The 22,418-nt window shown below is 52.1% G+C and carries 28 protein-coding genes, 1 tRNA gene and 1 pseudogene; 8 read left to right on the forward strand and 22 right to left on the reverse strand.

The genetic code is table 11. The features are described 5' to 3' along the window. Positions 1 to 392: 392 nt before the first annotated feature. From EZ315_RS00005 to EZ315_RS00120, 22 genes and pseudogenes are all read right to left on the reverse strand, one after another. A pseudogene (locus tag EZ315_RS00005) lies at positions 393 to 1,039 on the reverse strand (thymidylate synthase). Positions 1,040 to 1,547: 508 nt separating this feature from the next. Beyond that, a complete protein-coding gene (locus tag EZ315_RS00015; RefSeq protein ID WP_135469403.1) occupies positions 1,548 to 2,234 on the reverse strand; it encodes a DNA adenine methylase in 687 nt (228 codons plus the stop codon). Then, a complete protein-coding gene (locus EZ315_RS00020; RefSeq protein ID WP_175577974.1) occupies positions 2,235 to 2,900 on the reverse strand; it encodes a DUF4376 domain-containing protein in 666 nt (221 codons plus the stop codon). 20 nt (positions 2,901 to 2,920) lie between these two features. Beyond that, on the reverse strand, positions 2,921 to 3,379 hold the full coding sequence (locus EZ315_RS00025) for a gp53-like domain-containing protein (protein WP_135469406.1): 459 nt from the start codon (positions 3,377 to 3,379) through the stop codon (positions 2,921 to 2,923). A gap of 145 nt (positions 3,380 to 3,524) precedes the next feature. Continuing rightward, positions 3,525 to 4,469: a hypothetical protein gene (locus tag EZ315_RS00030; RefSeq protein WP_135469409.1), complete on the reverse strand. Its 945-nt coding sequence runs from the start codon at positions 4,467 to 4,469 to the stop codon at positions 3,525 to 3,527. Between the two features lie 54 nt (positions 4,470 to 4,523). After that, positions 4,524 to 5,474 (reverse strand): tail fiber protein, encoded by a 951-nt coding sequence (locus EZ315_RS00035; protein WP_135469412.1) that lies wholly within the window; start codon positions 5,472 to 5,474, stop codon positions 4,524 to 4,526. Between the two features lie 2 nt (positions 5,475 to 5,476). Further along, positions 5,477 to 5,986, reverse strand: a complete 510-nt coding sequence (locus EZ315_RS00040) for a hypothetical protein (RefSeq protein WP_135469414.1) — start codon at positions 5,984 to 5,986, stop codon at positions 5,477 to 5,479. A 128-nt stretch (positions 5,987 to 6,114) separates the two neighbouring features. After that, positions 6,115 to 6,816, reverse strand: a complete 702-nt coding sequence (locus EZ315_RS00045; protein ID WP_242452454.1) for a hypothetical protein — start codon at positions 6,814 to 6,816, stop codon at positions 6,115 to 6,117. A gap of 66 nt (positions 6,817 to 6,882) precedes the next feature. Then, positions 6,883 to 7,182 carry a LysM peptidoglycan-binding domain-containing protein gene (locus tag EZ315_RS00050; RefSeq protein ID WP_135469417.1) on the reverse strand — a complete coding sequence of 100 codons (300 nt, stop codon included), beginning with the start codon at positions 7,180 to 7,182 and terminating at the stop codon, positions 6,883 to 6,885. Next, complete coding sequence (locus tag EZ315_RS00055) at positions 7,179 to 7,460, reverse strand: hypothetical protein (protein WP_135469420.1); 282 nt, start codon at positions 7,458 to 7,460, stop codon at positions 7,179 to 7,181. Before EZ315_RS00055 ends, EZ315_RS00050 begins: the two co-directional genes overlap by 4 nt. Positions 7,461 to 7,468: 8 nt before the next feature. Further along, on the reverse strand, positions 7,469 to 8,104 hold the full coding sequence (locus tag EZ315_RS00060) for a DUF6046 domain-containing protein (protein WP_135469422.1): 636 nt from the start codon (positions 8,102 to 8,104) through the stop codon (positions 7,469 to 7,471). Continuing rightward, positions 8,101 to 10,269, reverse strand: coding sequence for a phage tail tape measure protein (locus tag EZ315_RS00065; protein ID WP_135469425.1), 2,169 nt, complete (start codon positions 10,267 to 10,269; stop codon positions 8,101 to 8,103). Before EZ315_RS00065 ends, EZ315_RS00060 begins: the two co-directional genes overlap by 4 nt. 398 nt (positions 10,270 to 10,667) lie before the next feature. Then, positions 10,668 to 11,006, reverse strand: a complete 339-nt coding sequence (locus tag EZ315_RS00070; RefSeq protein ID WP_135469428.1) for a hypothetical protein — start codon at positions 11,004 to 11,006, stop codon at positions 10,668 to 10,670. 141 nt (positions 11,007 to 11,147) lie between these two features. Next, the gene (locus tag EZ315_RS00075) at positions 11,148 to 11,594 is read right to left on the reverse strand and encodes a hypothetical protein (RefSeq protein ID WP_135469431.1); all 447 of its coding nucleotides are present in this window, start codon (positions 11,592 to 11,594) and stop codon (positions 11,148 to 11,150) included. A 23-nt stretch (positions 11,595 to 11,617) separates the two neighbouring features. Next, entirely contained in the window at positions 11,618 to 12,796 is a 1,179-nt protein-coding gene (locus tag EZ315_RS00080; protein WP_135469434.1) for a DUF2586 family protein, read from the reverse strand. Continuing rightward, a complete protein-coding gene (locus EZ315_RS00085; RefSeq protein WP_135469437.1) occupies positions 12,796 to 13,173 on the reverse strand; it encodes a hypothetical protein in 378 nt (125 codons plus the stop codon). Before EZ315_RS00085 ends, EZ315_RS00080 begins: the two co-directional genes overlap by 1 nt. Further along, entirely contained in the window at positions 13,170 to 13,556 is a 387-nt protein-coding gene (locus tag EZ315_RS00090; RefSeq protein ID WP_135469439.1) for a hypothetical protein, read from the reverse strand. The genes EZ315_RS00085 and EZ315_RS00090 overlap by 4 nt, the downstream gene beginning before the upstream one ends. Further along, positions 13,483 to 13,968, reverse strand: a complete 486-nt coding sequence (locus EZ315_RS00095; protein WP_175577975.1) for a hypothetical protein — start codon at positions 13,966 to 13,968, stop codon at positions 13,483 to 13,485. Before EZ315_RS00095 ends, EZ315_RS00090 begins: the two co-directional genes overlap by 74 nt. Before the next feature lie 85 nt (positions 13,969 to 14,053). After that, positions 14,054 to 14,683 carry a peptidoglycan recognition protein family protein gene (locus EZ315_RS00100; protein ID WP_135471546.1) on the reverse strand — a complete coding sequence of 210 codons (630 nt, stop codon included), beginning with the start codon at positions 14,681 to 14,683 and terminating at the stop codon, positions 14,054 to 14,056. 7 nt (positions 14,684 to 14,690) lie between these two features. Then, positions 14,691 to 15,773 carry a hypothetical protein gene (locus EZ315_RS00105; protein ID WP_135469442.1) on the reverse strand — a complete coding sequence of 361 codons (1,083 nt, stop codon included), beginning with the start codon at positions 15,771 to 15,773 and terminating at the stop codon, positions 14,691 to 14,693. 31 nt (positions 15,774 to 15,804) lie between these two features. After that, positions 15,805 to 16,815 (reverse strand): hypothetical protein, encoded by a 1,011-nt coding sequence (locus EZ315_RS00110; RefSeq protein ID WP_135469445.1) that lies wholly within the window; start codon positions 16,813 to 16,815, stop codon positions 15,805 to 15,807. A 155-nt stretch (positions 16,816 to 16,970) separates the two neighbouring features. Next, positions 16,971 to 17,046 (reverse strand) — tRNA-Met (locus EZ315_RS00120). A gap of 275 nt (positions 17,047 to 17,321) precedes the next feature. On the opposite strand from EZ315_RS00120, the gene EZ315_RS00125 reads away from it, so the two are divergent. The 8 genes from EZ315_RS00125 to EZ315_RS00160 all read left to right on the forward strand — a co-directional run bounded on the left by EZ315_RS00125 (position 17,322) and on the right by EZ315_RS00160 (position 22,309). After that, the gene (locus EZ315_RS00125) at positions 17,322 to 17,798 is read left to right on the forward strand and encodes a terminase gpP N-terminus-related DNA-binding protein (RefSeq protein ID WP_135469447.1); all 477 of its coding nucleotides are present in this window, start codon (positions 17,322 to 17,324) and stop codon (positions 17,796 to 17,798) included. Between the two features lie 3 nt (positions 17,799 to 17,801). Beyond that, a complete protein-coding gene (locus EZ315_RS00130; protein ID WP_135469450.1) occupies positions 17,802 to 19,349 on the forward strand; it encodes a hypothetical protein in 1,548 nt (515 codons plus the stop codon). Beyond that, positions 19,343 to 19,600 (forward strand): hypothetical protein, encoded by a 258-nt coding sequence (locus EZ315_RS00135; protein ID WP_135469453.1) that lies wholly within the window; start codon positions 19,343 to 19,345, stop codon positions 19,598 to 19,600. The genes EZ315_RS00130 and EZ315_RS00135 overlap by 7 nt, the downstream gene beginning before the upstream one ends. Next, positions 19,591 to 20,007 (forward strand): phage protein Gp36 family protein, encoded by a 417-nt coding sequence (locus tag EZ315_RS00140; RefSeq protein ID WP_135469456.1) that lies wholly within the window; start codon positions 19,591 to 19,593, stop codon positions 20,005 to 20,007. The genes EZ315_RS00135 and EZ315_RS00140 overlap by 10 nt, the downstream gene beginning before the upstream one ends. 25 nt (positions 20,008 to 20,032) lie before the next feature. Further along, a complete protein-coding gene (locus EZ315_RS00145) occupies positions 20,033 to 20,989 on the forward strand; it encodes a hypothetical protein (RefSeq protein ID WP_135469459.1) in 957 nt (318 codons plus the stop codon). 10 nt (positions 20,990 to 20,999) lie between these two features. Continuing rightward, on the forward strand, positions 21,000 to 21,602 hold the full coding sequence (locus EZ315_RS00150) for a hypothetical protein (RefSeq protein WP_135469462.1): 603 nt from the start codon (positions 21,000 to 21,002) through the stop codon (positions 21,600 to 21,602). Beyond that, positions 21,599 to 21,877 (forward strand): hypothetical protein, encoded by a 279-nt coding sequence (locus EZ315_RS00155; RefSeq protein ID WP_135469464.1) that lies wholly within the window; start codon positions 21,599 to 21,601, stop codon positions 21,875 to 21,877. Before EZ315_RS00150 ends, EZ315_RS00155 begins: the two co-directional genes overlap by 4 nt. Before the next feature lie 75 nt (positions 21,878 to 21,952). Next, complete coding sequence (locus EZ315_RS00160) at positions 21,953 to 22,309, forward strand: hypothetical protein (protein WP_135469467.1); 357 nt, start codon at positions 21,953 to 21,955, stop codon at positions 22,307 to 22,309. The last annotated feature ends 109 nt before the right edge of the window (positions 22,310 to 22,418 follow it).

The raw sequence follows: 22,418 nt of genomic DNA on the forward strand, positions 1-22,418 counted from the left end.
TGCGACAAGGTTTGCAGGCCTGAAGAATCGCGTACCAAAATGATACAGAGTTTAACAATTTCGCATTAACAGATTTTAAAAGACGCCAGTGGATCATTTCTTCGTTTTAAAGAAAATAATTATGCAAGAATTCCATACAACATGTACTCGTTTTCGTCTATATATAATCGCCAAAACGAAACGTGCAACTTTCTAAAACGAAACGAGCAAAACTTTCTTTTTTCGCTTCCTTTTTTCTCTGACTCATTCGACCGCTTAAACACCAATTAAACGCTGATTAAAAGCCTTTGAAATTGGCTTAAAATCAGCGTTATTTTCATCCTTTTATTTGGTCAAGTCAGCAGATTTTTGTAACTTTGAAGTAGTTAAATTGATCTCGTTTGCACTTGCTTTCACACGTTCAGATCAAACCTTGCAGTTTCATTTCCGGCCAAGAGTTCGCGCGTTCTTTCTATGTTGTTGGCATAAATGTGAACATTTCCCAGATTCAGCGTTATAGACTTTAACGGCGCTTCGATTTGTCGCGCTATCAAATATAAATGGTAAATGTCAGCTGGCAAACCTAAGTTTGCGTCACTGCTTCTCTGATAGGCTGACAAAACGAGTTCTCCATCATCGAGCTGGAATTGAATGAGGCTTAAGCAAGGAGCTTGGTTGGTTTCCGCTCCTGTTGCTCCTAGGAACAGCACATAGTTTTTTGCTGCTCCGTTTTTCCCGGTTGATTTGCTCAATCAAAGCCGGCAGTTTCTCAAAATAGGTCGGATAACTGTTAATGAGGATTTGCCCGCAATAATCCCACCAGTTTATCCCGGCTTCTCTGTACTTGGTCAGGTCTCTTTATCCAGCCATAAACAGGGTTAATTCATTGCGCAGCTTCTTGCGCGCGATGTTGTGTCCCTCGAAAATCTCCAGCAGGTCACAAGGCGTTAAATGCAGCTGCTCATTGAGCAAATACATTATGTCACCTTTTTTATTGCTCTGTCGTTTGCCGTGCTGCAAATATCTTGCCGAGCATGGCGTAATACTTGTTTGGTGTCATTCAATGCGAATATAGTCCATTTCTGTGAGTTCTGTGGCATATCTTCGGCCGTTCGTAGTGAAACGCTTTTGCAGTCGCCCCAGACGCTTCACTATGTCATAAATATTGCGCTCGCTGACGTTGTAACGCTCGGCAAGATTGCGACAATATAACTGACCTTTTCGCCTCGTTTCCGCGCATTCTGGTAGTCCTCAAACAGTCTTACATATTTGTGATCGCTCGGCTTTGCTCCGGCGTCCTCCAGCTTTTCAATTACTCCACCGCATAATTTTAATGCTTCGTACACTGTCATTCAGCATTTTTTTCGTAATTTTGCAACTCCTACCACATATCAGCAGAAGCACCGAAGCACGAGTCAAAGGCTTTTAGCCCCGGCTTATGTGCTTCGGTGCATTGTGTTTGTATGTGGTAGGATACTGCAAACTAAGCCGGGGCTTTTTCTATGCCTCCGCTTTGTAGGCGAGTCAGAGTCGCGTTATCATCATATCGTTAAATTTAGCTTGATAGTTCAGCGTGTTTGTGCGCTGGCGTATTTTCGCGCCCCACATTGGTGCCGCTTCCCGTACTCATCAGCGAGCCACTGGCAGAGCTCGACAATCTGCGACTTGTCGCTTGTGAAATAAACGTATTTCGTACCTTTAAGCAGCCGCAACACGTTCAGATAGTCGGTCAGCTTCCAATAATTCTCATACATTCCGCACTCTGTCGTAAGATACGGCGGGTCCATGAGGAACAACACACGTGGATTGTCACGGTGCAGGTCAAACAGATCCTGGTAATCAAGATGCACGACTTCCAGTCCGTCCAGATAGCCGTCGGTGCGGTAGTCACCGCTGTGGACGCGGTTATACATCGTGTGTCTGCGCAGTTCGTCCAGGCTCTTGGCCCACTTGCCGGAGAAAAGCACGGAGCGACCTATTGTAAGAATATCGGCATAGCCATTTTGTTTCTCATAGTCGTGCACTATATCCAGGACGTCGGCGCACTGCCGGTCTGAGAGGCGCTTGTTGGGTTCAACACCAGTTAAACACTCTTTAATTGCCCTTAAAATTCCATTGGTCTGCTCCACGGCCGCCAGTCTGTCGACATAGCGGTCGAAGTCGTTGTACACCACCCGGCACCGGGAGCACCCTTTTTGCCGTGTGCGACAGCAGCCCGGAACCGCCGAAAAGGTCCACCACCGTATCAATCTCACCTACTGCCTGCTCCAGCACCTCGATAAAGGTCCGGAGGAAATAGCGCTTCTGCCCCATGAAGGGAAGCGGCGCGCATTTGTAGATCCTATCCATTTACAAAATCTGTTTGACCATATTAAGTTTTCATACAGTGAAACATGGCCTATCAGGATAGCGGTCTTGAAATCGTACGCCTCTATATCCTCCTTGGACCGGAGCCCCCTTATCGCTGCTGCATGCTCACGTGTGGCATTGTTGCAGTCTACAGTATAGATCTCAATCTGTCTCAGGATTCCTACAGCCTCTGTAATCGGCATGATAAAACGATGATCGCCGAGCCATATGCTCGTCTCTGTCCTGCCGCTTGCCTGCTCCACCGATATGGAGTTCATCAGCCCCACACGCGTAGCCTTGTCAAGCCATCCGGAGACACCTCCGATGCTGATCGTGTTTACAGCCGAAGAGCGGTCGTACTCCTCCAGCTCTTGGAGTTTGATAATCCTGAGTTCTTCGATAGACGGCTCATACATCCTGAGGACAGGGATCCCTGTCTCATCCTCCAAAATTAACAGCCCTCCATCCTGCCCTTCCAACAATTCTTTGTAATACTCCATGGAGATCTCTACACCTCCATCAACCGGTTTGCTATAGAAGCCATCCCTCCAATACATATTGTCGCCTTCCATTTTTTGTAATATGTCTGTTATTAACCTTTGCCGACAGCTATCCAAAAGAACCTTTCCTTGTTTTTTTGGTTGGCTGACACTTTAAAACTGCCTGCTGATTTGTTGCATATGGTTCTGCCGACATAATATGTCTGATATGAACTGTCAGCAGTGGTCAGTATTGAATAAGAGGTGTCGACAAATGAGTGTGGGAAATATATGGTCTGTACACCATAGGTATCCTGATTATCAGACGGGTGCCCCCACTGTATTAAAAATCCGTCATGAAATCTGTAATAGCCGTTTTCAACAAGCCGTTTTGATAGAGCCTCGTGTTTATGGCTGTTTATCACTCCCGTCAGGACCGCCTCAATTGCCGCCTTTGTCACTGTGGCGTCACTACCTTTGGGCGCCCTTATATTAACAGCCGCGGGGTTTGTGAGCCCGCCGTTGTTGCTCCATGTCAGATTGCCGGACGAGTCCACCACAGGTGTGAACACAGCCCCCTTGTCTCCTTTATCCCCTTGTCTCCTTTGAGGTCCTGGAGCTGGGATGAGAGCAGATAGTCCCCCTTAGGCTGATAGACAGAATCATGGTTGTGGCTGCCTCCTGCCTTTGCTGTTCATGCAGACTTCTCGGCATCCGTCACAAACCTGTGTGACGCGTCCCGGTCACCTGTGCCGCCGTATGCGTGTGCGTTGCCGGCGCGTAATTACCTTTAGGCTGATAGGTGGAGTCATGGTTGTGGCTGCCACCTGCCTTGCTGTTCCATGCAGACTTCTCGGCATCCGTCACAAACCTGTGTGACGCGTCCTCATTCACCTGTGCCGCCGTATGCGTGTGCGTTGCCGGCGCGTAATTACCTTTAGGCTGGTAGGTGGAGTCATGGTTATGTCCAGATGGCGATGCTCCTACCTGTGTGGCAGTCACCTGATGCGGATTGTCCCTGCTGCTGATATGTGAGATTAGCGATGACACCGCCTTCATGAGTTTACCGAAAGCAGATGACAGCTTCTCTCCGCTTGACAGGTCTGTCAGAGACGGTGCCATCGTGTAGGTGGGGGTCTGGTCATTTGTCGCAACATTCGGGACATTGCCGAGCCCGACTTGCGATTTGTTGACACGGTGTGGATTATCGGTGTCCGAGACATGCATACGTATACCCAGCTCCAAAGTGTCTGCCCTTCCATCGAGCGAGTCAATGCTCATCTGCTGGTCCCTGTCCGTATCATGCAGTGCTGAGATCTCTTTGTCCTGTGACGAGTCCTTCGTATGGATGACCTCAACTTCGGCATTCAGTGAATCAATCTCCGTTTGTTGCCTCTCATTCTCGGTCTCCAGATCCTCGATACACCCGGATATATTGTCAAAACGCTCATCCGATGTCTTCTTGTGCGTCTCATAATCTCCCTTTAGTTCAATGTGTTGCCGTTCCAGCTCATGCCCTTCCGAAGCGACATACTTGCTGTTGAGCTGCTCCGCTAGCCCCTCCACCTGTATTACGGGGATAATGCTTTCCTCCTTGTGCACGTAGCTATCGAGCCAGTCGGCGAACTGCTCCTCCGTCGGGTACTTCCACGACGGAACCACGCTTTTAGCTGTGCTATTGTCCTTATTGCCATAATCTCGGGTATTTATTTATGTCTACTTAACGCGCATTATGTATGCCAGCACATAATATGGGGGGCGGTTCTCGTGAGCTTCACCCTTGCCATAGTCCAGTGTGTTTATCCCATGAGGTGAACACTCGAATATTGTTGTGGCATTAGGCCAGGAATTGCTGCCGTGCCCTTTCCAGTCTCCGCTTCCCCCTTTCCACAGCATCTCCTCATGGCTGTGACGGGGTATTGTCTCCTCCGTGAGCGTCACTTTCTTCAGTCCGCCGCCGGTCCCGGGGCTCTCATAGTCCCGGTCACTGTCATGGAGACCGACAACGAAACGTCCCCTCAGGTCAGGTACCCTGAAATAACCATCCTGGGTCGTGTACCTTACGCCGTTCGCGTTTACCGCAGTGTTGAATGTCGAGCCAATGGCATTGAACAGCTCCGGATGATCGGACTTCCTTAATGGCTGTCCGTCACATAGCACATAGCCTTGTGGCACCCGGGAACCGGCCCACATCTGGACTATCCCCAACGGTGCCGGCTGAACGGTCGCCAGCTCATTGCGGAGCGACCGGTTCTCGTCCATCAGTCCCTTTATGCTCTTAATGTCTGTGAAGCTCTCCCAGGTGTAGTTTTCCTCTCCTATGCCGGGCGCAAGACTCCGGCGCGTGTAGGCTTTCGGGTAGTCCGTATTATTGGCACTTACCGGGATTGCTTCTTGTTTCACATACATGCCGCTTGTGGTCGGTCCGCCATCCCAGGGCAGAACCTCACCCTCCGGCGCGTTCTTGGTCCTTACGAATACATAGCCAGCCCCCCTGCGGGTCCCCTCGCTGTTGGGCTCGCAACCCCAGAGAACCACACGGTCGCCTCCTATGTTGCCGGCAATGGCTGCAAGTGCCACCAGTTTTTGCAGATAGTCCAGCGTCTCGCAGTCCAGAGGAAAATCTTTGTTTGCCTGTGTCAGAAAATTACCTAATATTTTGTCCATTGTCATTTATGGTTTATAGCGTAGCGTTTGCCCGCCAGTTTATACATGTTCAATATTGCCCGTAGTCTCGTTTCCGTCTCGGCCGTCCACAGTTCCTCCGGCACCGTCACCCAGAAGTCATAACCGCTCGTGCCGTTGAATCCCTCCCGGTGTATGCTCACCGCGCCCGCGCCTCGCCGCGGCACCATCACCCACCGGTCCATATCGCGAAGCCATACCGCCGCAGCTTCCCGGTTTCCGACACTGTCGCTGTCCTCTATCTCTATGCGGCGCAGTCCCGGGTCAAACTCATCATTAAGTGCCCCGCACAGCTTGCACACCTGCCCGTTATGTCTCAGCCGGTAACTTGTTGCGCTCCTGTATGCGCGCAGCTCCTGGAGCAAACGCCCCAGCGGGCTGACCCCGGCATATATCAGAGCCCCGGAAAGCGGGCGCCGTAGCCACGTCGGCAATGTCAGCAGCGCCAGCCGCTTGATATTTACATTATAGGTTCTGTCAGCCTTGTTCGTCATACGCTTTCATGTTTACAGTTATCGCCCCTGGTCTGAAATAGCCCGCTGCGGGGGTCAGACGCGCGTTAATCTGTGTCGTTGTACTCTCGTTTACGGCCTGCGCGGTGCTACCCGCAACTCCACTATTTTCACCCCTCTACCTCTTGCAGGCGGTCAACGAGGGCCATATTCGTATATTCGCCGTTAAAAGGCAAATTCTCAATATAATCGCAGATCACATCACGGCATGCGGTTTGAACAACGGCAGGATCCAGCATAGCATTGTAGTAGATATCCACAGTACAGTCGAATGTATCCGCCTCCATATTCACAAGTGCGGTGCGCACGCCGGCATCCTTAATCTCGTTTATATAGGCTTTCAGCTGCTTTTCCTGTTCCGCTGTTATCGGTTTGCGCACTCCGCCACTCTCTCCGGCTACTTTTATTGTCAGCAGACTGGCATCCTTGCTCTCCATAGCGACCGCATGTTTTACGACACACGCCGCCGCTATATCCCCCTCAGTCATTCCGGTAGTGTCGTATGTGTCGCTGTCCTGTTCAAGCTCGTGGCCTGCCATGAAGCGGAGCACCTTATCGCGGTACCATTTCGGGCGGTGGGCTATAAGTTCCTCCAGTTCCGCCGTTACCTCCGCTTTGTGCCTGCTTACAAGCTGCTCGACGCTCCAGGCACAGACCGCCCAGACATAAAGCAAAATATTTTCAACACTTGCCGCACCGAATATGTCGCCGAACTCTGAGCCCGGGGTAAACCCGTACAGTTCCGCCGCAGACTCATTGCGCATAAACTCGCGTGCGATCTCTGTTTTAATTTCGTTAATATTGCGTGCCATTTTACTACTCATTTAATAGCTGTTTAATCGATTTTTAATCGCTCTGCCTAAGCAGAGAAATGCTGTTTAACTCACGATAAAATCTATTTCAATGCCCATAAAGCCAATACCGCCGTAAGGGCAAGCCGCCATATCTTCCGGGCTTATTTCGGTTGCCGGCTCCACCTTGTGCGCCTTGTAAAGTTCAACGGTTCGGGTGTCTCCACCCTCCACCGGTACCGGAACTATCAGCACACTCCCATCCTCCAGCCGGTCGGTTATGCTCATACCGTTAGCCTCTGCCAGTGCGAGCACCGTTTCAATGTGTCCGCCCGTTTGCAGGGCAATATCAAGCAGTGTTTGCCTCTCTTTCGCTGTCGTTCTCATCGTTCTATGCTGATAGTTCCGTCAGTCTCCATTACTACACGCTCACAATCGACCCCGCAACCGCGTAACATCTGGCGAACCTCACCGGGCCACATTACATCGGGCTGACCGGCGCGAAGTCTGCCGGCTTCACCGCCTAAAAGGGGGTGCTCCTTAATGTCTCCGCGCATGGTGGTGACAACCGCCTCGGCGGTTTGCCCCTCGGTGTCTCCAATCGCTATGCGGCCGTGTTCGGTCAGCAGGTCGCCGGTGATACTGTCAATTAACATGCCTTTCATCGCTGTTGTTATTTTTTCGGTTGCTCATAATCGGTGCTGAATATCTCGTAATCTTCATCGCTGACCGCGCTGATTTCAACTACCTGATAATTGGCTTCTGTCATTTGGCTGAGGGAATAACTTCTAATCACAAGCCGCCCGATATTCAAAGCGTCTAAAAATTCGCTGTGAACTCTCAGAGCCTCATTTGCTTCCAACAGCTTGCGAACTTCCCGCACCTCATTGGTCGGCCATTTATCGGCTATCTCTCCACCCTCGACACATTGCAAGCCCAGCACGATATTAACCGCCCAATCGCCGGCGTTTATATACTCTTTCACCGTGCCGTCTCTACCGGTCAGAGCCGTGCTTATAATCCTATGTTCTCGGCTGGCTGCTGCCACTGCATCGGCAAATGTCAGCCCCACGCCGTTTTCTCGCTCCAGTCTGAGGGGGCAGAGTACCCAGCGCCCCTCCCAATATTCCGGGTCGGTGATAGGCTGCCCAATCTCGTGCACGGTTATGCCGTCACGCTCAGGACTTCCGCCCAGTTCCTTGAAGCGTATAAGTTTTTTAGCCATGTGCTGCCCCCAGCTCATAGCTGCAAGATCTATGCTGACAGGTAATTTTTTACCTCCTAAGCTCGGTTGTGGAATTAGGCTCATGACATTGCTAATTGTGTGTCGTTTAGCGCTCCCATAAGGGTCTCCAAAATAACAGCCTTGACCTTTTCGGTACTTTCGCCGACGGTCGCGGTGTGTATCTCGAAGCGCTCGACAAGTTTGTCAATATTTACAGTTATGTTTCTTATTTTTCCGCCTCCGTCACTGCCGGATCCTTTGCCGCCTGTTCCACTCGCACCGCTCAGAGTGTTGCCGGTGGGGTTGACTTCCGGAACAGTCACCCCCGGAACCGTCGCACCGCTTCCGTTGGTTGTTGGCTTGTTTCCTTTGGGACTCTTTTTGCCCTCTTTTTGGGCGGACTCTGCCATTTCGGCATTGTAAGCCTCATTAAACGCCTGACCCACCTGTTTGCCGTAGTCACTGAAACCGGCTTTTAACTTTTTCAGGGCTGCATCTATTCCGGAGGGGGATAAATTGAACGCTGCTTTTATCAGGTCGCCGATTGCTCCAAAAGTGTTTTTAGCAAGTTCGCCGATACCGGTAAAACAAGCCTTGAACGCCGCCCATGTCCCTTTGAGCACTGCCCGGAATTTAGCCGACGTGTTCCAGAAGTAAGCACCTATCGCTATCAATGCAGCAATGGCCGCAGCTATCCAGCCAACAATCGGAATGCTCATAATTGCGACCGAAACGGCGCGACAAGCTGCCGAGGCAGTAGTGGCAAAAGTTCCGAAAGCTGTTGAAGCAATGCCGGAGAATGTGGCGGACGCTGTGCCACTCGTCACAAGTGACAATATGAGTGCGCCCAGACCTTTCAGAGCGTTAAAAACTCCTACGGTGGCAAATCGAATTAACCCTATTGTTGCGCGTCCCATATTACCGATAAAGCCCAGTGATACCATGTTGGTAGTTGAGAGTGTGCCGTTCATCAGCGCGAAGTTAACGCCGGCTGCACGAACCCAACCCACAACACTGCTCCACATACTTGCCCATTTGAGATTTTTAATTAACAGCATTAGTCTCCAGCCTGCTGTAAGTAATGGGGCAAGTTGAGCAATCGGCACAAGTGCAGAAGTCAGGACACCGCACCATAACGAAAAATCGCCGGTGGCTTGGAATATGGTAATTTTGAAGTCCTCAAATTGTTGGTTTACTCGTGCCTGTCGCTCGGCATAGCTGTCCATGACAATAGCGGCCTGCTCGGTCGCGCTGTTGGTTCCAGTTACGGCGGTCGTGAAGTCTTGCAGGCTTTCGGTGCCTTGTATAAGGGCACGGGCGGCGTTGGCATTTTCCACACCAAAGAATTTTGACAACAGCGCGGAGTCGTTAAGCATCGGTTTCAGCATCTCGAGGCGCTCTTTAAGGCTCTTGGAGTTGTCGCCCAGAGCCACAACATCAATGCCGGCCTTTTCAAGCTCCTCCCGTGCCTGCTTCTCGACGAAGCGGCCTTTGCTGAGCTGGCCCAGAACGTTTCGCAATGCGACACCTCCCTCGCTGGCTTTTTTGCCCGCCTTGTCAAGTACCTGGATTGCGGCGTTTGTTTCCTCGAAGCTCACATTTGCAGCCTTGGCAGCCATACCGCACTGCTGGAGCGCCGCGCTTATCGCCGGAAGTTCCGCCGATCCTGCCTGTCCGGCTGCCGCCATTACGTTCATCATGCGCGCCATTTCCCCGGCTGCCGCCGTCGGGTCCTCCATGCTCACCCCGTACTGGTTCATCGCCGTGGTAAGCACCTGAGCCGCCGCCACGCCGTCCCCGCCCATCAGCTTGCTGGTCGTCTGTATGCAGTCGCCCATCTCCCTGAGCGCGTCCGGGTATTTGCCCAGCTCCGGCGTCAGCTGCGAGAGCAGCAGTTTGTAACCCTCAACCGCCACGGCGGCGTCAGTGCCGAACGCCTTTGCGCTCTGCCGCGCGAATGTCTCGATCTGTTTCAGACCCTCGCCCGTAACGCCAGCAACAGCGCTTAAATCGTGCATCTGGCTGTCCAGCTTTATGCCCGCACTGCTCAGACCGCCTATTGCCTCGCTTAGGTTCCGCGCCATGTCCGTAGCGTATGAGAACGTGGCAAGCGACGCAGCAAAACTGCGCCCGCGACTTTCGGCGACCTCCGCCCTTGCGGAAAATTCGCCGGCCGCTGCGCTCATGCCGCTTATCTGCGCCACAAAATTGCCGCCTATCCTAAAAATGTAGTCAAATACGCTTGCCATGTCGTTTTTATTCGCTATATTTGTAGCACCTTACCAAAGTAACAAGACCATGTTTACCAAAATAATCATATCAGTTTTGGCCCTGCTGTGGAAACTCTTCGTAGTCCTTGGCTTTATCGGCTTGTTCATCTGGCTGTGGCGCGGGTTTCGGAGCATGGTTAAGGGCGACGGCCCTGGCTCGCTGCCCTGGCTTTAGGGCTTCTCTCCGAACAATGACGCGATAAGTTCTGCCCGGTTCCGGTTCCTCCATCGCTCCAGCCATAGTGCCTCGCAGTAGAGCCGCGCCCATTCCTCCTCCGTCTCAATCTTTTCAATATCAATGTGCAGGTTAGCCCGGATCAGGGCGCACCCCTTGGCGAAGCCGTCCTCCTCGTCAGACTCCGCCAGTGTGTGCGCCTCTACAAGTTTTTTATTAGACCCTGGAAGCCGTTGAGCACTTCACCCAACTTCTTTTGAACAGCCATGAAGAGCAGCGCATCGGTGCGCAGTTCCTTACTACCGCCCAGCCAGCAGTTGTCGAACATCACTTTACCGGCTTCCACTTCGTCGCTTTTTGCAACCTTGGTTACAGCCTTGAGAGTCTCCAGAGTGGGACGCTTGAAATAGCCGATATGCACCTCGTCGCCGTCCTGAATTTCAACTGCGAAACTTTTGCGGTGCTGAGCCTTGAAAGCGTCAACCTGTGCTTCGGTCAAATCGCCGTTAAATACTTTAGGGGTGTTGTTAACCTTTTCCATGCTTTTTAATCGGGGGTTAAATGGTTTTTTAATCGATTTTAAATCGCTCTGCCTAAGCAGAGAATAACTGTTTAAGTTTGATTATTAGTGACCGTTAAGGGGGTCAGCCCTTAACGGCCTTAAAAGGGTGCGAAATGGGGATTATGCAGCTTTGCCCCATTCGATATGTGAGGGAACGAGCGGAAGTTCTACCTCCTGCCCGGTGTCTCCCTCTTTCCACTTGCGAGTATTGCTTGAAATATGGCAGTTGCGGATCTTGTCAGTTACCACGACCCCATTTTCAGGCAAATAACTCACCTGTATTTCAATGGGTGGGAGGTCTTGCAGTCGTCCGTTCACGCTCTGGGATTGAAGCGCCACAACTTCCTCGTGGTAGAGGGTAATTTTAGCGGAGGGGGTTATACGTCCTTTTGCACGTCCCACCGGGTGACGCCCTGCGCCCCACTTGTTAACGATTTCCTGCTCATCGCCATACTCCACACCTGTAATGCCGGTAACAGGCACACCGCCGACAAGTACGACAATATCAGCCCACGCAACTAACATGCCGTTAACCATAGGCACGCCGTTTTTAATGCTTACGTTCATTGCTTTTGCCTTTTGTGTTTAGGTTATACGGATTTAGCGAACCCGATTTTAATTCTCACATGTCGCATAACCGGGACTGCAACATTCTTGATTACGAACTCTACCAGGCTGGTGCTTGCGACATCCTGCTCCGGGTCTATCTCAACTTTGTAGCCGCTAAGTTCCCCGGCTCGTTCCATAGCCTCGAGGGCTTGGTTTGCCACAGTTTCCAAATGCGCCACGGTATAGCTTGCCAACTGTCCGGTGGAAGCGTCAACATATACGTTGCCGCCGAGTTCCGGCTTTACGTATGTGCGTATGCCGCGCACAGCCTTATCCATAGTTCGCACGCTCTCAATGGCTGCGTAGTCGCTGATTGCGGAGTCCATTGTGTGGCTGTCATTCATATAGCTTCCGGCTTGCCCGGTATGAGTGATAAAGAACAGATAACGCGCCGTGTCAAGTGTCTCGAGCAATGCTTTATCCACATCGCGCAACAGTGTACCGTCACCGAAAGCCGGGAGACTTACACCGGTGGGGAACTCTTTGATCCATGCAATACACTGGTGAACCTTTGCGCTGCTAAGCAAGCCCATAACGACACCCAGACCGCTGACGCTTGCTTTCCCGGTGTTGGTCTTGTCGTTAAACAGGTCTGCTCCTTTGCCGCTTCCTGCCTGACCTATCACCACGCTGACGCGGCTTTTATTCTCACCCGCAAGGTTAACCGGCATTGTGTTGAGCGTGCCCACTTTCGGGGCGTACACGACAGACAGTTCCGCCTCCTCCCCGGCAAGTGCGTCCGCGACACCCTGCAGGGCCGTGAGGTCGTCACCGCTAAGGGTGCGGTCGCCACACCATACGCCGATCTGACGGATACGGCCGGCCGCAAAGTTCTGCACTGTCTTAAGCTCGGCGAATGTCTGGGACTCACCCTGCGGCTTCTCGAAGATCGCCACATACAGGCTTACAGCCGGGTTAATTCGGTAAAGTTCGCTGAGCTGATAGTGAAGCACACGCACGCCCCAGCTTGCTGCATCCTCCTTAATACCCGCAGCCTCCGCCGCGTCAATGGTGCTGAGTGGCTGCACGTGGTCGGTTTTGAACGCGGCCGGAATATCTGCCGCCGGAAGATAGACCACAAAACCGGTTATATGGTCCTCACCGGGCAGAGACTTGGGGACATTGCCGTTCTGTCTCTGTATATTCAGACTTGTTGCCATTACGCTTCCACTTTTAAGGGTACTGCCGAAAATCCCAGACTTTTGCCGTGGTTTCGGGCGTCAGTTTCCTGTTTGAAACACTGGCCGTCGGCTGTCACCCATACTGCCGGGAGACTGTGACGCCGGCACGCTGCTTTACCCACAGCAGTAAGGGCGTCAGTTTCCGCCTTTGCTTTGGCGCGGGCTGCTTTCAGTTTTGCGACCAGTTCCGGCTCGGGCTGGTTCTTGCCTTTGCCTGACTTTTTCGCCGAAGCTGTCTCTAAGGTTGCCGCGACGTGTGCCATCTCCTCCGCAGTGACGGCGCCGGCTTCATTAATCGTTGCCAGATTTTCCGCTGCGATTTCGGCTGTGGTCTTTTCTTTTGTTTCGTTGCTCATATCTTTTTACGTTTTAGATTATATATTTTCCACCCTGCTACTGACAGGATCAGAACTGCAGCCAATATCAGGGTGGCGACTTTCAACCGTTCCCACAGGCTCGGGGCTTTGGTAGCTGTTACCGTCACTTCGTCAAGCGTGCCGCCGTCAATGGTCTGCACCGCTTCGGTTTCGGTCTCGGCTTTCTCCTCGGCGGTAATATCTGCCGCCTCATTACTCTGCTGCTCCTCGCCGTGGGTCTGCCGGATCTTGGCTTTTAACGGTCTTTGTCCGGTGTCCGGGTCGGGTTGCTTTTCAGTGTCGTAGACCTCAATCTCCGTAACCGTCAGCCCCCGGGTTTGGGTCTCCCTCGTCAGGGTCGCCTCTTGGTGTTGGGTGTGCACCTCGCAACCTTTGGCGCTCGTCGTCACATGCTCCGTTGTTTCCGTCCTGGTGTGCTCCGCGACCTTTCGGTGTGAGCAGCAGCTCGAATTTGACAGGGCAGCTATCAATATGACGACAGCCCCAAATGCGCTCCAGTGCGTTGTTGAGTCTTTGCACATCTTTGCGTAAGTTAGTTATTTCGGCTTTGAGCGGCGGCACAATACTTTCCATCAGTATGTCCGCAGCCTTTCGCACGTTTTCAAGCTCATTGCTTTTGACCTCTGCGAGCTTATTATTCATTTCAGCCCTCAGCGTCTTAAGTTCAATGCGGTATTTAGTGCGCTCCAGTTTGCGGCCAACCCATGCCCCTACGGGACCAGATACCGCCGCAACAAGCGCCGATACTATGATTGTTATTATTTCGCCGCTCATTCATTGTTCCAATGCTTTGTCGGCTGCGCTCGGCATAGCCGGAGCAAGCTCCGCTCTGCTCTCACTGGCACGACAATTCATATTGTTACTGTTTAATACCCACTTTTGTGAGCCATTTTTTTACATCGAAGCCGGGGCACGGTTTATTAGCAAATTCGTTATGACCGTGAACAGTAGCGCCGGGGTATTTCTTGAGAAGTTCTTTAACCAACTTTACAAGCGTAGCCTCTTGTGCCGGGGTTCGTGTGTCCTTCCCGATATTTTGCCAATTCGGGGTCTTACGTGGCGGACATCCGCCAACGTAACACACACCGATTGACCGCGTATTATGTCCGGTGCAATGCGCTCCGGCCACTGCCTCGGACCGCCCGGGGCGGATTTCCCCGTTTAGTCCGATAACATAGTGGTAGCCTATATCAGAAAAGCCACGCGCCAAATGGCTTGCTTTTATCCGGGTATTTGAAAACTCCTCACCCTCCGGCGTTGCCGTATAGTGCAGAATGATTTCATCGACCTTGCGCTTTCCGGGTGTCGCGCCCATAGCTGCAAGTGTCTGCGCTCCGGCTATTCCGTCAGCCGTTAACCCCTTACGCTTCTGAAACTCTTTGACGGCTTCCTCGGTCAACGGTCCGAAAATACCGTCAGGTATGAGGTTTAACCGCTGTTGCAGGGCTTTTACCTCCGCGCCTCTGCTTCCTTGTTTCAGTGTAGCCATAGGTTTTTTACGCTTTTGCGCTGACTATTGCCATACGACAATTGGTCTCAGACAAAGGCAGACAAATGCCGTACTGGTCAAAGTTAACGAGGTTGCGGTGGTTCTGAGGGTCGTTCTCGGCTTTACTCCAGTAGAATGTTGTTGAGCCTGCGGCTTTCATCATTCTGCCGGCATAGAACGCAACGGAGCTCTGCGAGTCGGTCGCACCGGGAACAGCACCCCATGCAAGTTTTTTACCTGCCGAGTTGTAATAGGGTGTGCCGTCATATTCGTAAATGTCAAAACCATACAGGCGGCCGATTTTGCCCTCGGTCTGGTTAATGTTGTAATGGTCTTTGAAACGCTGCTCTGTCTGGAGCAGGTCGTTCACATGGTCGGAACAGAGCACCAGCACGCGATCCTGCTTGGGTATACCCATTTTGTCAAAGCTCCTTTTGACTGCCAAAAGGTCAGCCGAAGTCATGAGCTTGCGACCCTCTACAGCTTCGCCGGTAGTGAAAAGCACAGGCACGCCGGTTTTATTCTCATCCGGGGCAATGGCGTGTATTGCACGCTGACCGAACGCCTCGACCAATACATCGCGGTGGCGTTCCTGAACGCTTGCCATTTTGTCGTAACTGATAGCGTGCAGCTCATCATTGGTCACAGGGGTTGCCTCGGTTGTGAACTTGTCAAGACTCACAGGCTTGTCCGCATCCTCCAGAGCAGTAACAGGAATTGGGTAGGTGGTATTATTTACAAGCACCGTGGGGTCACCGCCGATTTCAACGAAGTGGATAACGTCGTTATTTACATACTGGTTATAACTGCGGATTCTTGCAAGCCAGCCCCACGACTCCAGGGCGGTGCGGAACTGTTTGATCTGCTCACCGGTCCATATCTCTTTGAGGACACCGGCACGGAATGAACCCGCGGGGGCTGCCTGACCTAATGCAAGTGCCAGAACATTGCCGGCGATTGCTCCGGTTTCAGGGGCGCAGCCGATTGCCACAGCACAGGTAGCGCCGGCGGCGGCATTGAACGCAACGGCCATAATCATGCAGCTGACTATGCCGAGCAGCTTCTTAAAAAAATTGCTTTTCGATTTCATTGCTGTTGTTGATTGTGTTTATAGGGTTTATTTATTCGCTTAGGGGCGGGCAGTCTACGCCGTACTCTTCTTTATACAGGCGCATATATTCCGCGGGCTGGTCTTTGCGGAGTGCAATGAGTTCGCTCTGCGGCACTTCGCTTAACTTGGTGTATTTCTTAGGCTGTTCACCTGCACCGGGGGCACTCTGTTTGTTCAGGTTCAGTGTGTCGGTGGGCTTCTGCTGTCCGGGCATAGCCTTGAATGTGTCTGCGAGCATTTCTGCGCCGGCGGCTTTACCGAGCTTAATGTAATGTTCACGCTGCGCCGCTAAAATCTTTCTGTCGGCAATAGCCTGATCCACGTACTGAGTTACGGACGCAAGCTGCAAAGTTTCGGCGCTGTCCGCCTTGGTTTTCATCAGCTGGAGCGCGGCTGTTACCTGCTCGTCGGACGCATCCTCGGGAAGTCCTAAGAGGATTAACTGGTCTTTGTTCATCGCTGTTTTTATTATTTTATTATTGTTATTGATTTCCTCCCCCTCGCCGGGTTCATTCTCCGGCGCGGGCTTGGGTTCGTTCAGTTTCAAGAGCGGAAGTGTCGGGGCATCCTCACCGGCGGCGAGCTTCAACTGCTTGCCGTCTGCTCCACAGAGTTGCAGGGCTTCATCATTGCCGCCAATATCCACAATGCTAACCTCGATAAGTTTGCACCGTGTCACCGTTGCACGTGTCTGCCCTTCCAATGCTAAAGCCGGGTCTGGGTTCACTTCGGTAGGCTCCAGGGCTGCCGAAGCCATGCGCAAAAATCCGCTTTCCCATTTGCTCTCTATCTTCCGGGCAAATTCATCGTTTTGGTCAAATATCGGGGTGCCTATCAGCTTCCCCTCCTCAACTCTGAGGTTGTCAATTTTGCCGATAGGCATTGACTGACCGTCGAAAGCACGGCGGTGCATCCATAGCAAAACCGGGTTGCGCTTGAACTGCTCCAGGTCTATGCCCGAAGTCAGCACACGCGTGCCGTAGCTGTTTACTGCCTCAGTTGAGATTATTACTTCTTTCATTGTAGTTGTCTCGTTTCACTTATCGTGCTTGCCACGCTTTGTATTTTAAAATATTAACTCTCGCAAAGAAAATGCCCGGGGCACTTAGGGGCTTGGTCCGGAGGTGGTGGGTGTGTCCCCTGTGCCCGGGGCGGTTGTCCTAATCTTTTTTACCTTGGTGGCGGAGGCAGGACTCGAACCTGCGACCTTTGGGGAATGAGCCCAATGAGCTACCGGCTGCTCTACTCCGCTAATCGGCTTGCCGCTTTGCTATGCAAAGAATGTATTTAAGTCGTTCAGCGGTGCAAAGTTGAGCATTGTTCACAACCCTAACAAAAAGAGTGTAAAAGTTTTACACTCTTTTTTACCATAGCACTTTTTTACCCCAACTTTGCAGTGTGAATTATCGTGCAAACCGAACGCAGAGCGGAGTTTACTCCTGCTATGCTGAGGTGCCGCCGATAATGCGAAATATCGAAAACGCCCCCGCAGTGTGGGTGTTAACTTAAATTCTCGGTTTATTATGAATGGCAACTAAAACCAAAAAGGAACGCGAACAGCAACGCGAACACGCGCGCCTCCTATATATGCAGGGGGAGCCTCAGAAGTCTATTGCTGAAAAAGTCGGCGTATCTGCTCAGACTGTCACAAAATGGGTTGCGGAGGGTGGCTGGGAACAGGCACGAGCCGCCGCCAACATTACGAGACAGGAACTGGTTAATAAAATTTTTAACTCCATAAATGTGTTACTGGAGGATTTGGCAAATGACCCCAGCCCGGAGAAAACAGCCGCCAGCGCTGACAAACTTGTGAAGTTTGCCGCCACTGTTGAACGCCTCGACAAAAAAACTTCCGTGGTTGACATTATAGAGGTATTTATGGCTTTCAGCAAATGGCTGCAATATCGTATGAGCTTCGACCCGAATGTCACCCCGGAACTGCTCAAAACCATTAACCATTATCACGACCTTTTCATCTCTGAAAAATTAAAAGAGTCTTTCTAAAGTATGACAAAAGCGGAATTAAAAAAAGCGATTGAGGAATGGAAACAGCACTGCGAAACGGTGCAGGCTGCCACTTCCATTAACATCATAGAATCGCCGGCACAGCGTCTCGCGCGCATTGCCCGGCTGCGCTCTGATTATACCGCTTTCGTTGATTACTATTTCCCACACTGGACTATTAACCCCGAAACCGGGAAAGCTACCCCTTGCGCTAAATTCCACATTGACGCGGCCAATAAGATAAAAGCCAACCGAAACCTCAAAGCCGGTTTTGTCTGGCATCGTGGTGCGGCTAAGTCTACCAATATGGACGTATTTGTCCCTATGTGGCTAATGTGTCAGGAACGCCGCGAAATTAACGTTATGGTCATCGTCGGCAAGTCTGAGGATAACGCTAAAACTCTGTTGGGTGACATTCAGGCGGAGTTACAGTACAACCAGCGTTATATTGCCGATTTCGGGGAACAGTACAACGCCGGATCCTGGGAGGAGGGAGAATTTGTAACGCAGACGGAAGTCGCATTTTTTGCCCGTGGTCGCGGTCAGTCTCCGCGTGGTCTGCGCTACCGCTCACACCGTCCGGATTACATCGTTATTGACGACCTCGACGACGACGAACTGGTGGAAAGTCCGGCGCGTGTCTCTAAGCTGTTCGACTGGGTGCGCTCGGCTCTGTTCGGTACTCTCGACGGTGGGCGCGGCCGCTTCTTTATGGTCGGTAATATGATTGCCAAAAATTCAGTGCTGGCGAAGTGGTGCGATATTAAGAGCGTACACGTTACCCGTGTAAACATCTACGACAAAAACGGCGATATTTCCTGGGCTGCCAAATGGACCCCGGAGGAAGTGCAGGCAATTGCCGACGTCGCCGGTTATCGTGCATTTCAAAAAGAATACATGAATAACCCGATAATTGAGGGTGCAGTGTTCCGCAACGAGTGGATCCGCTGGGGTAAGCGCCCTGCCTGGTCTAAGTTCTCGGAAATTGTGCTTTATATCGACCCCAGTTTCAAAGGCTCAAACAAAAATGACTTTAAGGCGGCGAAACTCTGGGGGAAAGCCGGGACTCAGCTCTGGCACCTCCGTGCTTTTGTCCGTCAGTGCTCCGTTGCCGAAATGGTACGCTGGTGTTACGACCTTTACGAATGGGCGCGCGCTCAGGGTATCGCCGTGCGCTGGTACATGGAGGCGAATTTTATGCAGGACACCATCCTCGATGAATTTATGCGAGAGGGTGAACTTCGCGGCTACCAGCTCCCAATGACCGGCGACAAGCGCAAAAAGCCTGACAAGTTCCAGCGCGTTGAAGCTGTTTCGCCACTGTGGGAGCGTGGGTTCGTCTATTACGACGAGAGCCAGCGAGACGACCCCGATATGCTCGCCGGCATCGACCAGACCCTCGCATTTGAAAAGGGTATGCGCGGACACGACGACGCACCGGACGCCGACGAGGGCGCTATATGGATTTTACAGAGAGATACCCGACAAAAGAAAATTGTTTCATCCACTTCAATAGGGTTGCGACCTAACGCAAAAAATGTATCATGGTAATATTTGAATACTTCCGCGCCCTCCTGTTCGACTGGCGCAAAAAACGCGCGATCCGTGAAGCTCAGCGCTCCGCTGACCTCCACCGTAAAAAATTCCTGGTGCTTGTGCTTCATGGGCGCCCGGTCTGCGTATCTATGCAGGGCGTTAAAAAAATGATCCGGCAAAAGCGCCTCCCCGGCCTGACTGCCGAAAAAGCCCGCGAAATTGCAATTTATGAAGCTATGCCCAAAACTTCCGGCCTATGTTCCTGACTCTTGACGACTACCGGGGCGTGTGCGACGAATACGAGCTCAAGCAGATAACACAGAACGAAGAAACACGCCTGACCGCCGAAGCCGCCGCCCTGGAGCAAATCGGTTCTTATCTGCGTTATCGCTACGATATGACCCGGGTATTTGCTTCTGAGGGCTCAGAGCGTAACGCTATGCTCGTACAGTGCGCCGTAAATATTTCCCTTTGGCTAATGGTTCACCGTCTCCCTCAGAATATGGGACACGAACGCCGGGAATGTCTCTATAACGACGCTATCAAATGGCTTCGCGATATTCAAGCCGGCAAAGCCTCCCCCGACTTACCTCTCTATGAGAGTGAGGACGGGGACGACGCACGCAACCCGGTGCGCTACGGCTCTATGAAACCAAACAGATACGACTATTAAACACCCGTTAAATACCGTTTAACCCATGTTTAAGCTGTGTGCTAAAATTGAGATAACCGGCGAGCGCTGCTGGGACATCGGCTTTGTCTCGGCGGTGGAGATTGTACGCGACACTGAGAAGCTCACAGCCGAAGCCAAAATAACACTCCCTAAAAAAATGAAGTGGAACGGCTCGGCTGAAATTCCTGTGCATCGTGGCGACTCCGTGCGTATTTATCTGGGATATAACGGTAATTTACAGCTTGCTTTTGTGGGTTATGTCCGTGACGTAGGCTTCAAAACTCCGGTTGTCATTACCTGCGAGGATGATATGTTCAAACTCAAACAAATGCCGGCACAGAAAAAAGCCTACCGCTCTGTTACTATTGAAACGCTTCTTAAGGATCAGGGCATAACTTACCGGCTCAATGTTATGGGCGAACAGTCGCTCGGTGCTTATCGTGTCACCGCTGACACTGTGGCCGCTTTGCTCGGAAGATTATCAGAACAGGGCATCCGCTCATTTTTCCGATATGAGAACGGCGAGCCGGTTCTTTACTGTGGCGTGCTCTTTGACCGCGACAGTACTCCCTCGCAAGTGTTCCGCTCCGGGCTTAACATCATTTCAGACCAGAGCCTCCAGCAGCAAAAGGCTGAAAATATGCGCCTGCGCGTTAAGGCGGTCAGCCTTATGCCGGATAATAAAAAAATCAAAGTTGAGGTCGGCGACGCCGACGGCGAACACCGCACGCTCCACACCTACAACAAAACCGAAAGCGAGTTAAAGGCGTGGGCCGAACAGGAAATTAAACGCCTTAAACGCGACGGCCTCACCGGCTCTTTTACGACTTTCGGGGCTTCGCTTGTTGACTGCCTCGACGCTATCGGGCTAATTATCGACGGCAAAAAAGCCGGAGTCTATCAGGTCAAAAAGAATGTAATTAAATACGGCACGTCCGGCTACCGTCAGGAAATAACGCTCGGGCTGCGTGTCGGCGACTAAATAAACAGTTATGGCAGATTTACGAAATATCATCAGAGAACTGGCAAAGACCGACGGCGAGACTGTCGCGCTGGTCTGCACCGTGGACGCCGTGGACGAAAAAGCCCGCACAATCGACTGCACCCCGCTTAATGAGGGCGCCCCGTTGCTCGGTGTCAATCTACAAGCAAATCAGGGCGCGAATTACGGCTTTTGGCTTTATCCGGAAGTTGGCAGTTTTGTTATTGTCGGCTTCGTCGCAGACGGTGCCGCCGGGGTGGTTCTGAGCACTGAGAAAATAAAACAGGCCGAAGTCGTCATCGGTGACACCTCCGCCGTCATGGACGCTGACGGCTGCCGTATTAAAACCGCCAATATGTCCGCCAACATCAACGCCGACAATATAATTTTTAACGGTGGCAAACTCAACGGCCTTGTTAAAATCGACGACCTCACAAAGCGGCTTAACACAATCGAAAACGAGATTAACAAGTTAAAGGGTATTATGGCCGGTTGGGTCCCTGTTGCTCAGGACGGCGGCGCAGCTCTTAAAACTGCCGCTGCCGACTGGAGCGCCGACACCCTTTTGCTGACAAAGCGCAGTGATTACGAAAACGAAAAAATTAAGCAATGAACGGACTGCAAATAGACACAACAACCGGCGACCTCCTTGTCGCACCCTCCGGCGCGCTCATCGCCCCGGCTGACTCTTTCATTGCTGAATTTGTCATCCGCTCCCTCCGCGGCGACATCAAGGAACACCCCCTCCTCGGTGCAGAAGCGCCCCTAATGCTCGCCGGCACTCCCGACCCGTTCTGGCCGGGCAACACTAAAAAAATGCTGCAAGCCTGCGGCCTCCCTGTCTCTAACCTCACACTATCCCCCGACGGGGTGGTTATAATCTCTTAGCCTATGCAGTTTATTGTTTCAGACCGTCAAACACTCCTCGACGCCGCAGTTATCGCGCTTGGCTCGGTCGCCGGTGTGTTCGCCCTCGCTCAGCGCAACGACATCAGTATAACGGCCACACTCGCCGACGGCCTCCCGCTCATCTTTGAGCTCGAGGACGTTGTGGCCCCGGCTGTCCGCTCGGCCTATGCCGTGCAACACATCAGCCCTGCCACCGACATACCCCGCGCCGATTATCTGGAGTTGCTCTACCAGACCGGAACACGCCGCCCGCCTGTCGCCCAGAAGTTCGACCCCGATAACGTCGGCATTGTGGTTGACAAAATCGACGAAGTGATCGCCGACCTTAACGCCGGCCGACCGCTCAACATTCAGAGCAAAAACGAACTTACACGAATTTTTCAGGACCCTTTCGACGAGGTGTTCTCTTAACTCTTTTAATCCCTCAAAATGGAACCACTCACCCAAAACGACCTCAAGCAGCTTGACACGGCCGCGCTGCTGCTTCAAGCTCAGGCCATACGCGACGCGGTGGCCGCTA

The sequence above is a fragment of the Duncaniella freteri genome (genome assembly GCF_004766125.1).
In the GTDB taxonomy this organism is placed as follows: Bacteria; Bacteroidota; Bacteroidia; order Bacteroidales; family Muribaculaceae; genus Duncaniella; species Duncaniella freteri.

Coding starts and splice junctions, on each gene's coding strand:
- EZ315_RS00045 (WP_242452454.1), bottom strand. CDS start 6,816: ATGGCACGCAATATTAACGAAATTAAAACAGAGATCGCACGCGAGTTT.
- EZ315_RS00130 (WP_135469450.1), top strand. CDS start 17,802: ATGACAAAAGCGGAATTAAAAAAAGCGATTGAGGAATGGAAACAGCAC.
- EZ315_RS00050 (WP_135469417.1), bottom strand. CDS start 7,182: ATGAGAACGACAGCGAAAGAGAGGCAAACACTGCTTGATATTGCCCTG.
- EZ315_RS00140 (WP_135469456.1), top strand. CDS start 19,591: ATGTTCCTGACTCTTGACGACTACCGGGGCGTGTGCGACGAATACGAG.
- EZ315_RS00135 (WP_135469453.1), top strand. CDS start 19,343: ATGGTAATATTTGAATACTTCCGCGCCCTCCTGTTCGACTGGCGCAAA.
- EZ315_RS00155 (WP_135469464.1), top strand. CDS start 21,599: ATGAACGGACTGCAAATAGACACAACAACCGGCGACCTCCTTGTCGCA.
- EZ315_RS00055 (WP_135469420.1), bottom strand. CDS start 7,460: ATGAAAGGCATGTTAATTGACAGTATCACCGGCGACCTGCTGACCGAA.
- EZ315_RS00065 (WP_135469425.1), bottom strand. CDS start 10,269: ATGGCAAGCGTATTTGACTACATTTTTAGGATAGGCGGCAATTTTGTG.
- EZ315_RS00095 (WP_175577975.1), bottom strand. CDS start 13,968: ATGAGCGGCGAAATAATAACAATCATAGTATCGGCGCTTGTTGCGGCG.
- EZ315_RS00070 (WP_135469428.1), bottom strand. CDS start 11,006: ATGGAAAAGGTTAACAACACCCCTAAAGTATTTAACGGCGATTTGACC.
- EZ315_RS00040 (WP_135469414.1), bottom strand. CDS start 5,986: ATGACGAACAAGGCTGACAGAACCTATAATGTAAATATCAAGCGGCTG.
- EZ315_RS00105 (WP_135469442.1), bottom strand. CDS start 15,773: ATGAAATCGAAAAGCAATTTTTTTAAGAAGCTGCTCGGCATAGTCAGC.
- EZ315_RS00085 (WP_135469437.1), bottom strand. CDS start 13,173: ATGAGCAACGAAACAAAAGAAAAGACCACAGCCGAAATCGCAGCGGAA.
- EZ315_RS00080 (WP_135469434.1), bottom strand. CDS start 12,796: ATGGCAACAAGTCTGAATATACAGAGACAGAACGGCAATGTCCCCAAG.
- EZ315_RS00125 (WP_135469447.1), top strand. CDS start 17,322: ATGGCAACTAAAACCAAAAAGGAACGCGAACAGCAACGCGAACACGCG.
- EZ315_RS00150 (WP_135469462.1), top strand. CDS start 21,000: ATGGCAGATTTACGAAATATCATCAGAGAACTGGCAAAGACCGACGGC.
- EZ315_RS00075 (WP_135469431.1), bottom strand. CDS start 11,594: ATGAACGTAAGCATTAAAAACGGCGTGCCTATGGTTAACGGCATGTTA.
- EZ315_RS00145 (WP_135469459.1), top strand. CDS start 20,033: ATGTTTAAGCTGTGTGCTAAAATTGAGATAACCGGCGAGCGCTGCTGG.
- EZ315_RS00035 (WP_135469412.1), bottom strand. CDS start 5,474: ATGGACAAAATATTAGGTAATTTTCTGACACAGGCAAACAAAGATTTT.
- EZ315_RS00020 (WP_175577974.1), bottom strand. CDS start 2,900: ATGGAAGGCGACAATATGTATTGGAGGGATGGCTTCTATAGCAAACCG.
- EZ315_RS00110 (WP_135469445.1), bottom strand. CDS start 16,815: ATGAAAGAAGTAATAATCTCAACTGAGGCAGTAAACAGCTACGGCACG.
- EZ315_RS00060 (WP_135469422.1), bottom strand. CDS start 8,104: ATGAGCCTAATTCCACAACCGAGCTTAGGAGGTAAAAAATTACCTGTC.
- EZ315_RS00100 (WP_135471546.1), bottom strand. CDS start 14,683: ATGGCTACACTGAAACAAGGAAGCAGAGGCGCGGAGGTAAAAGCCCTG.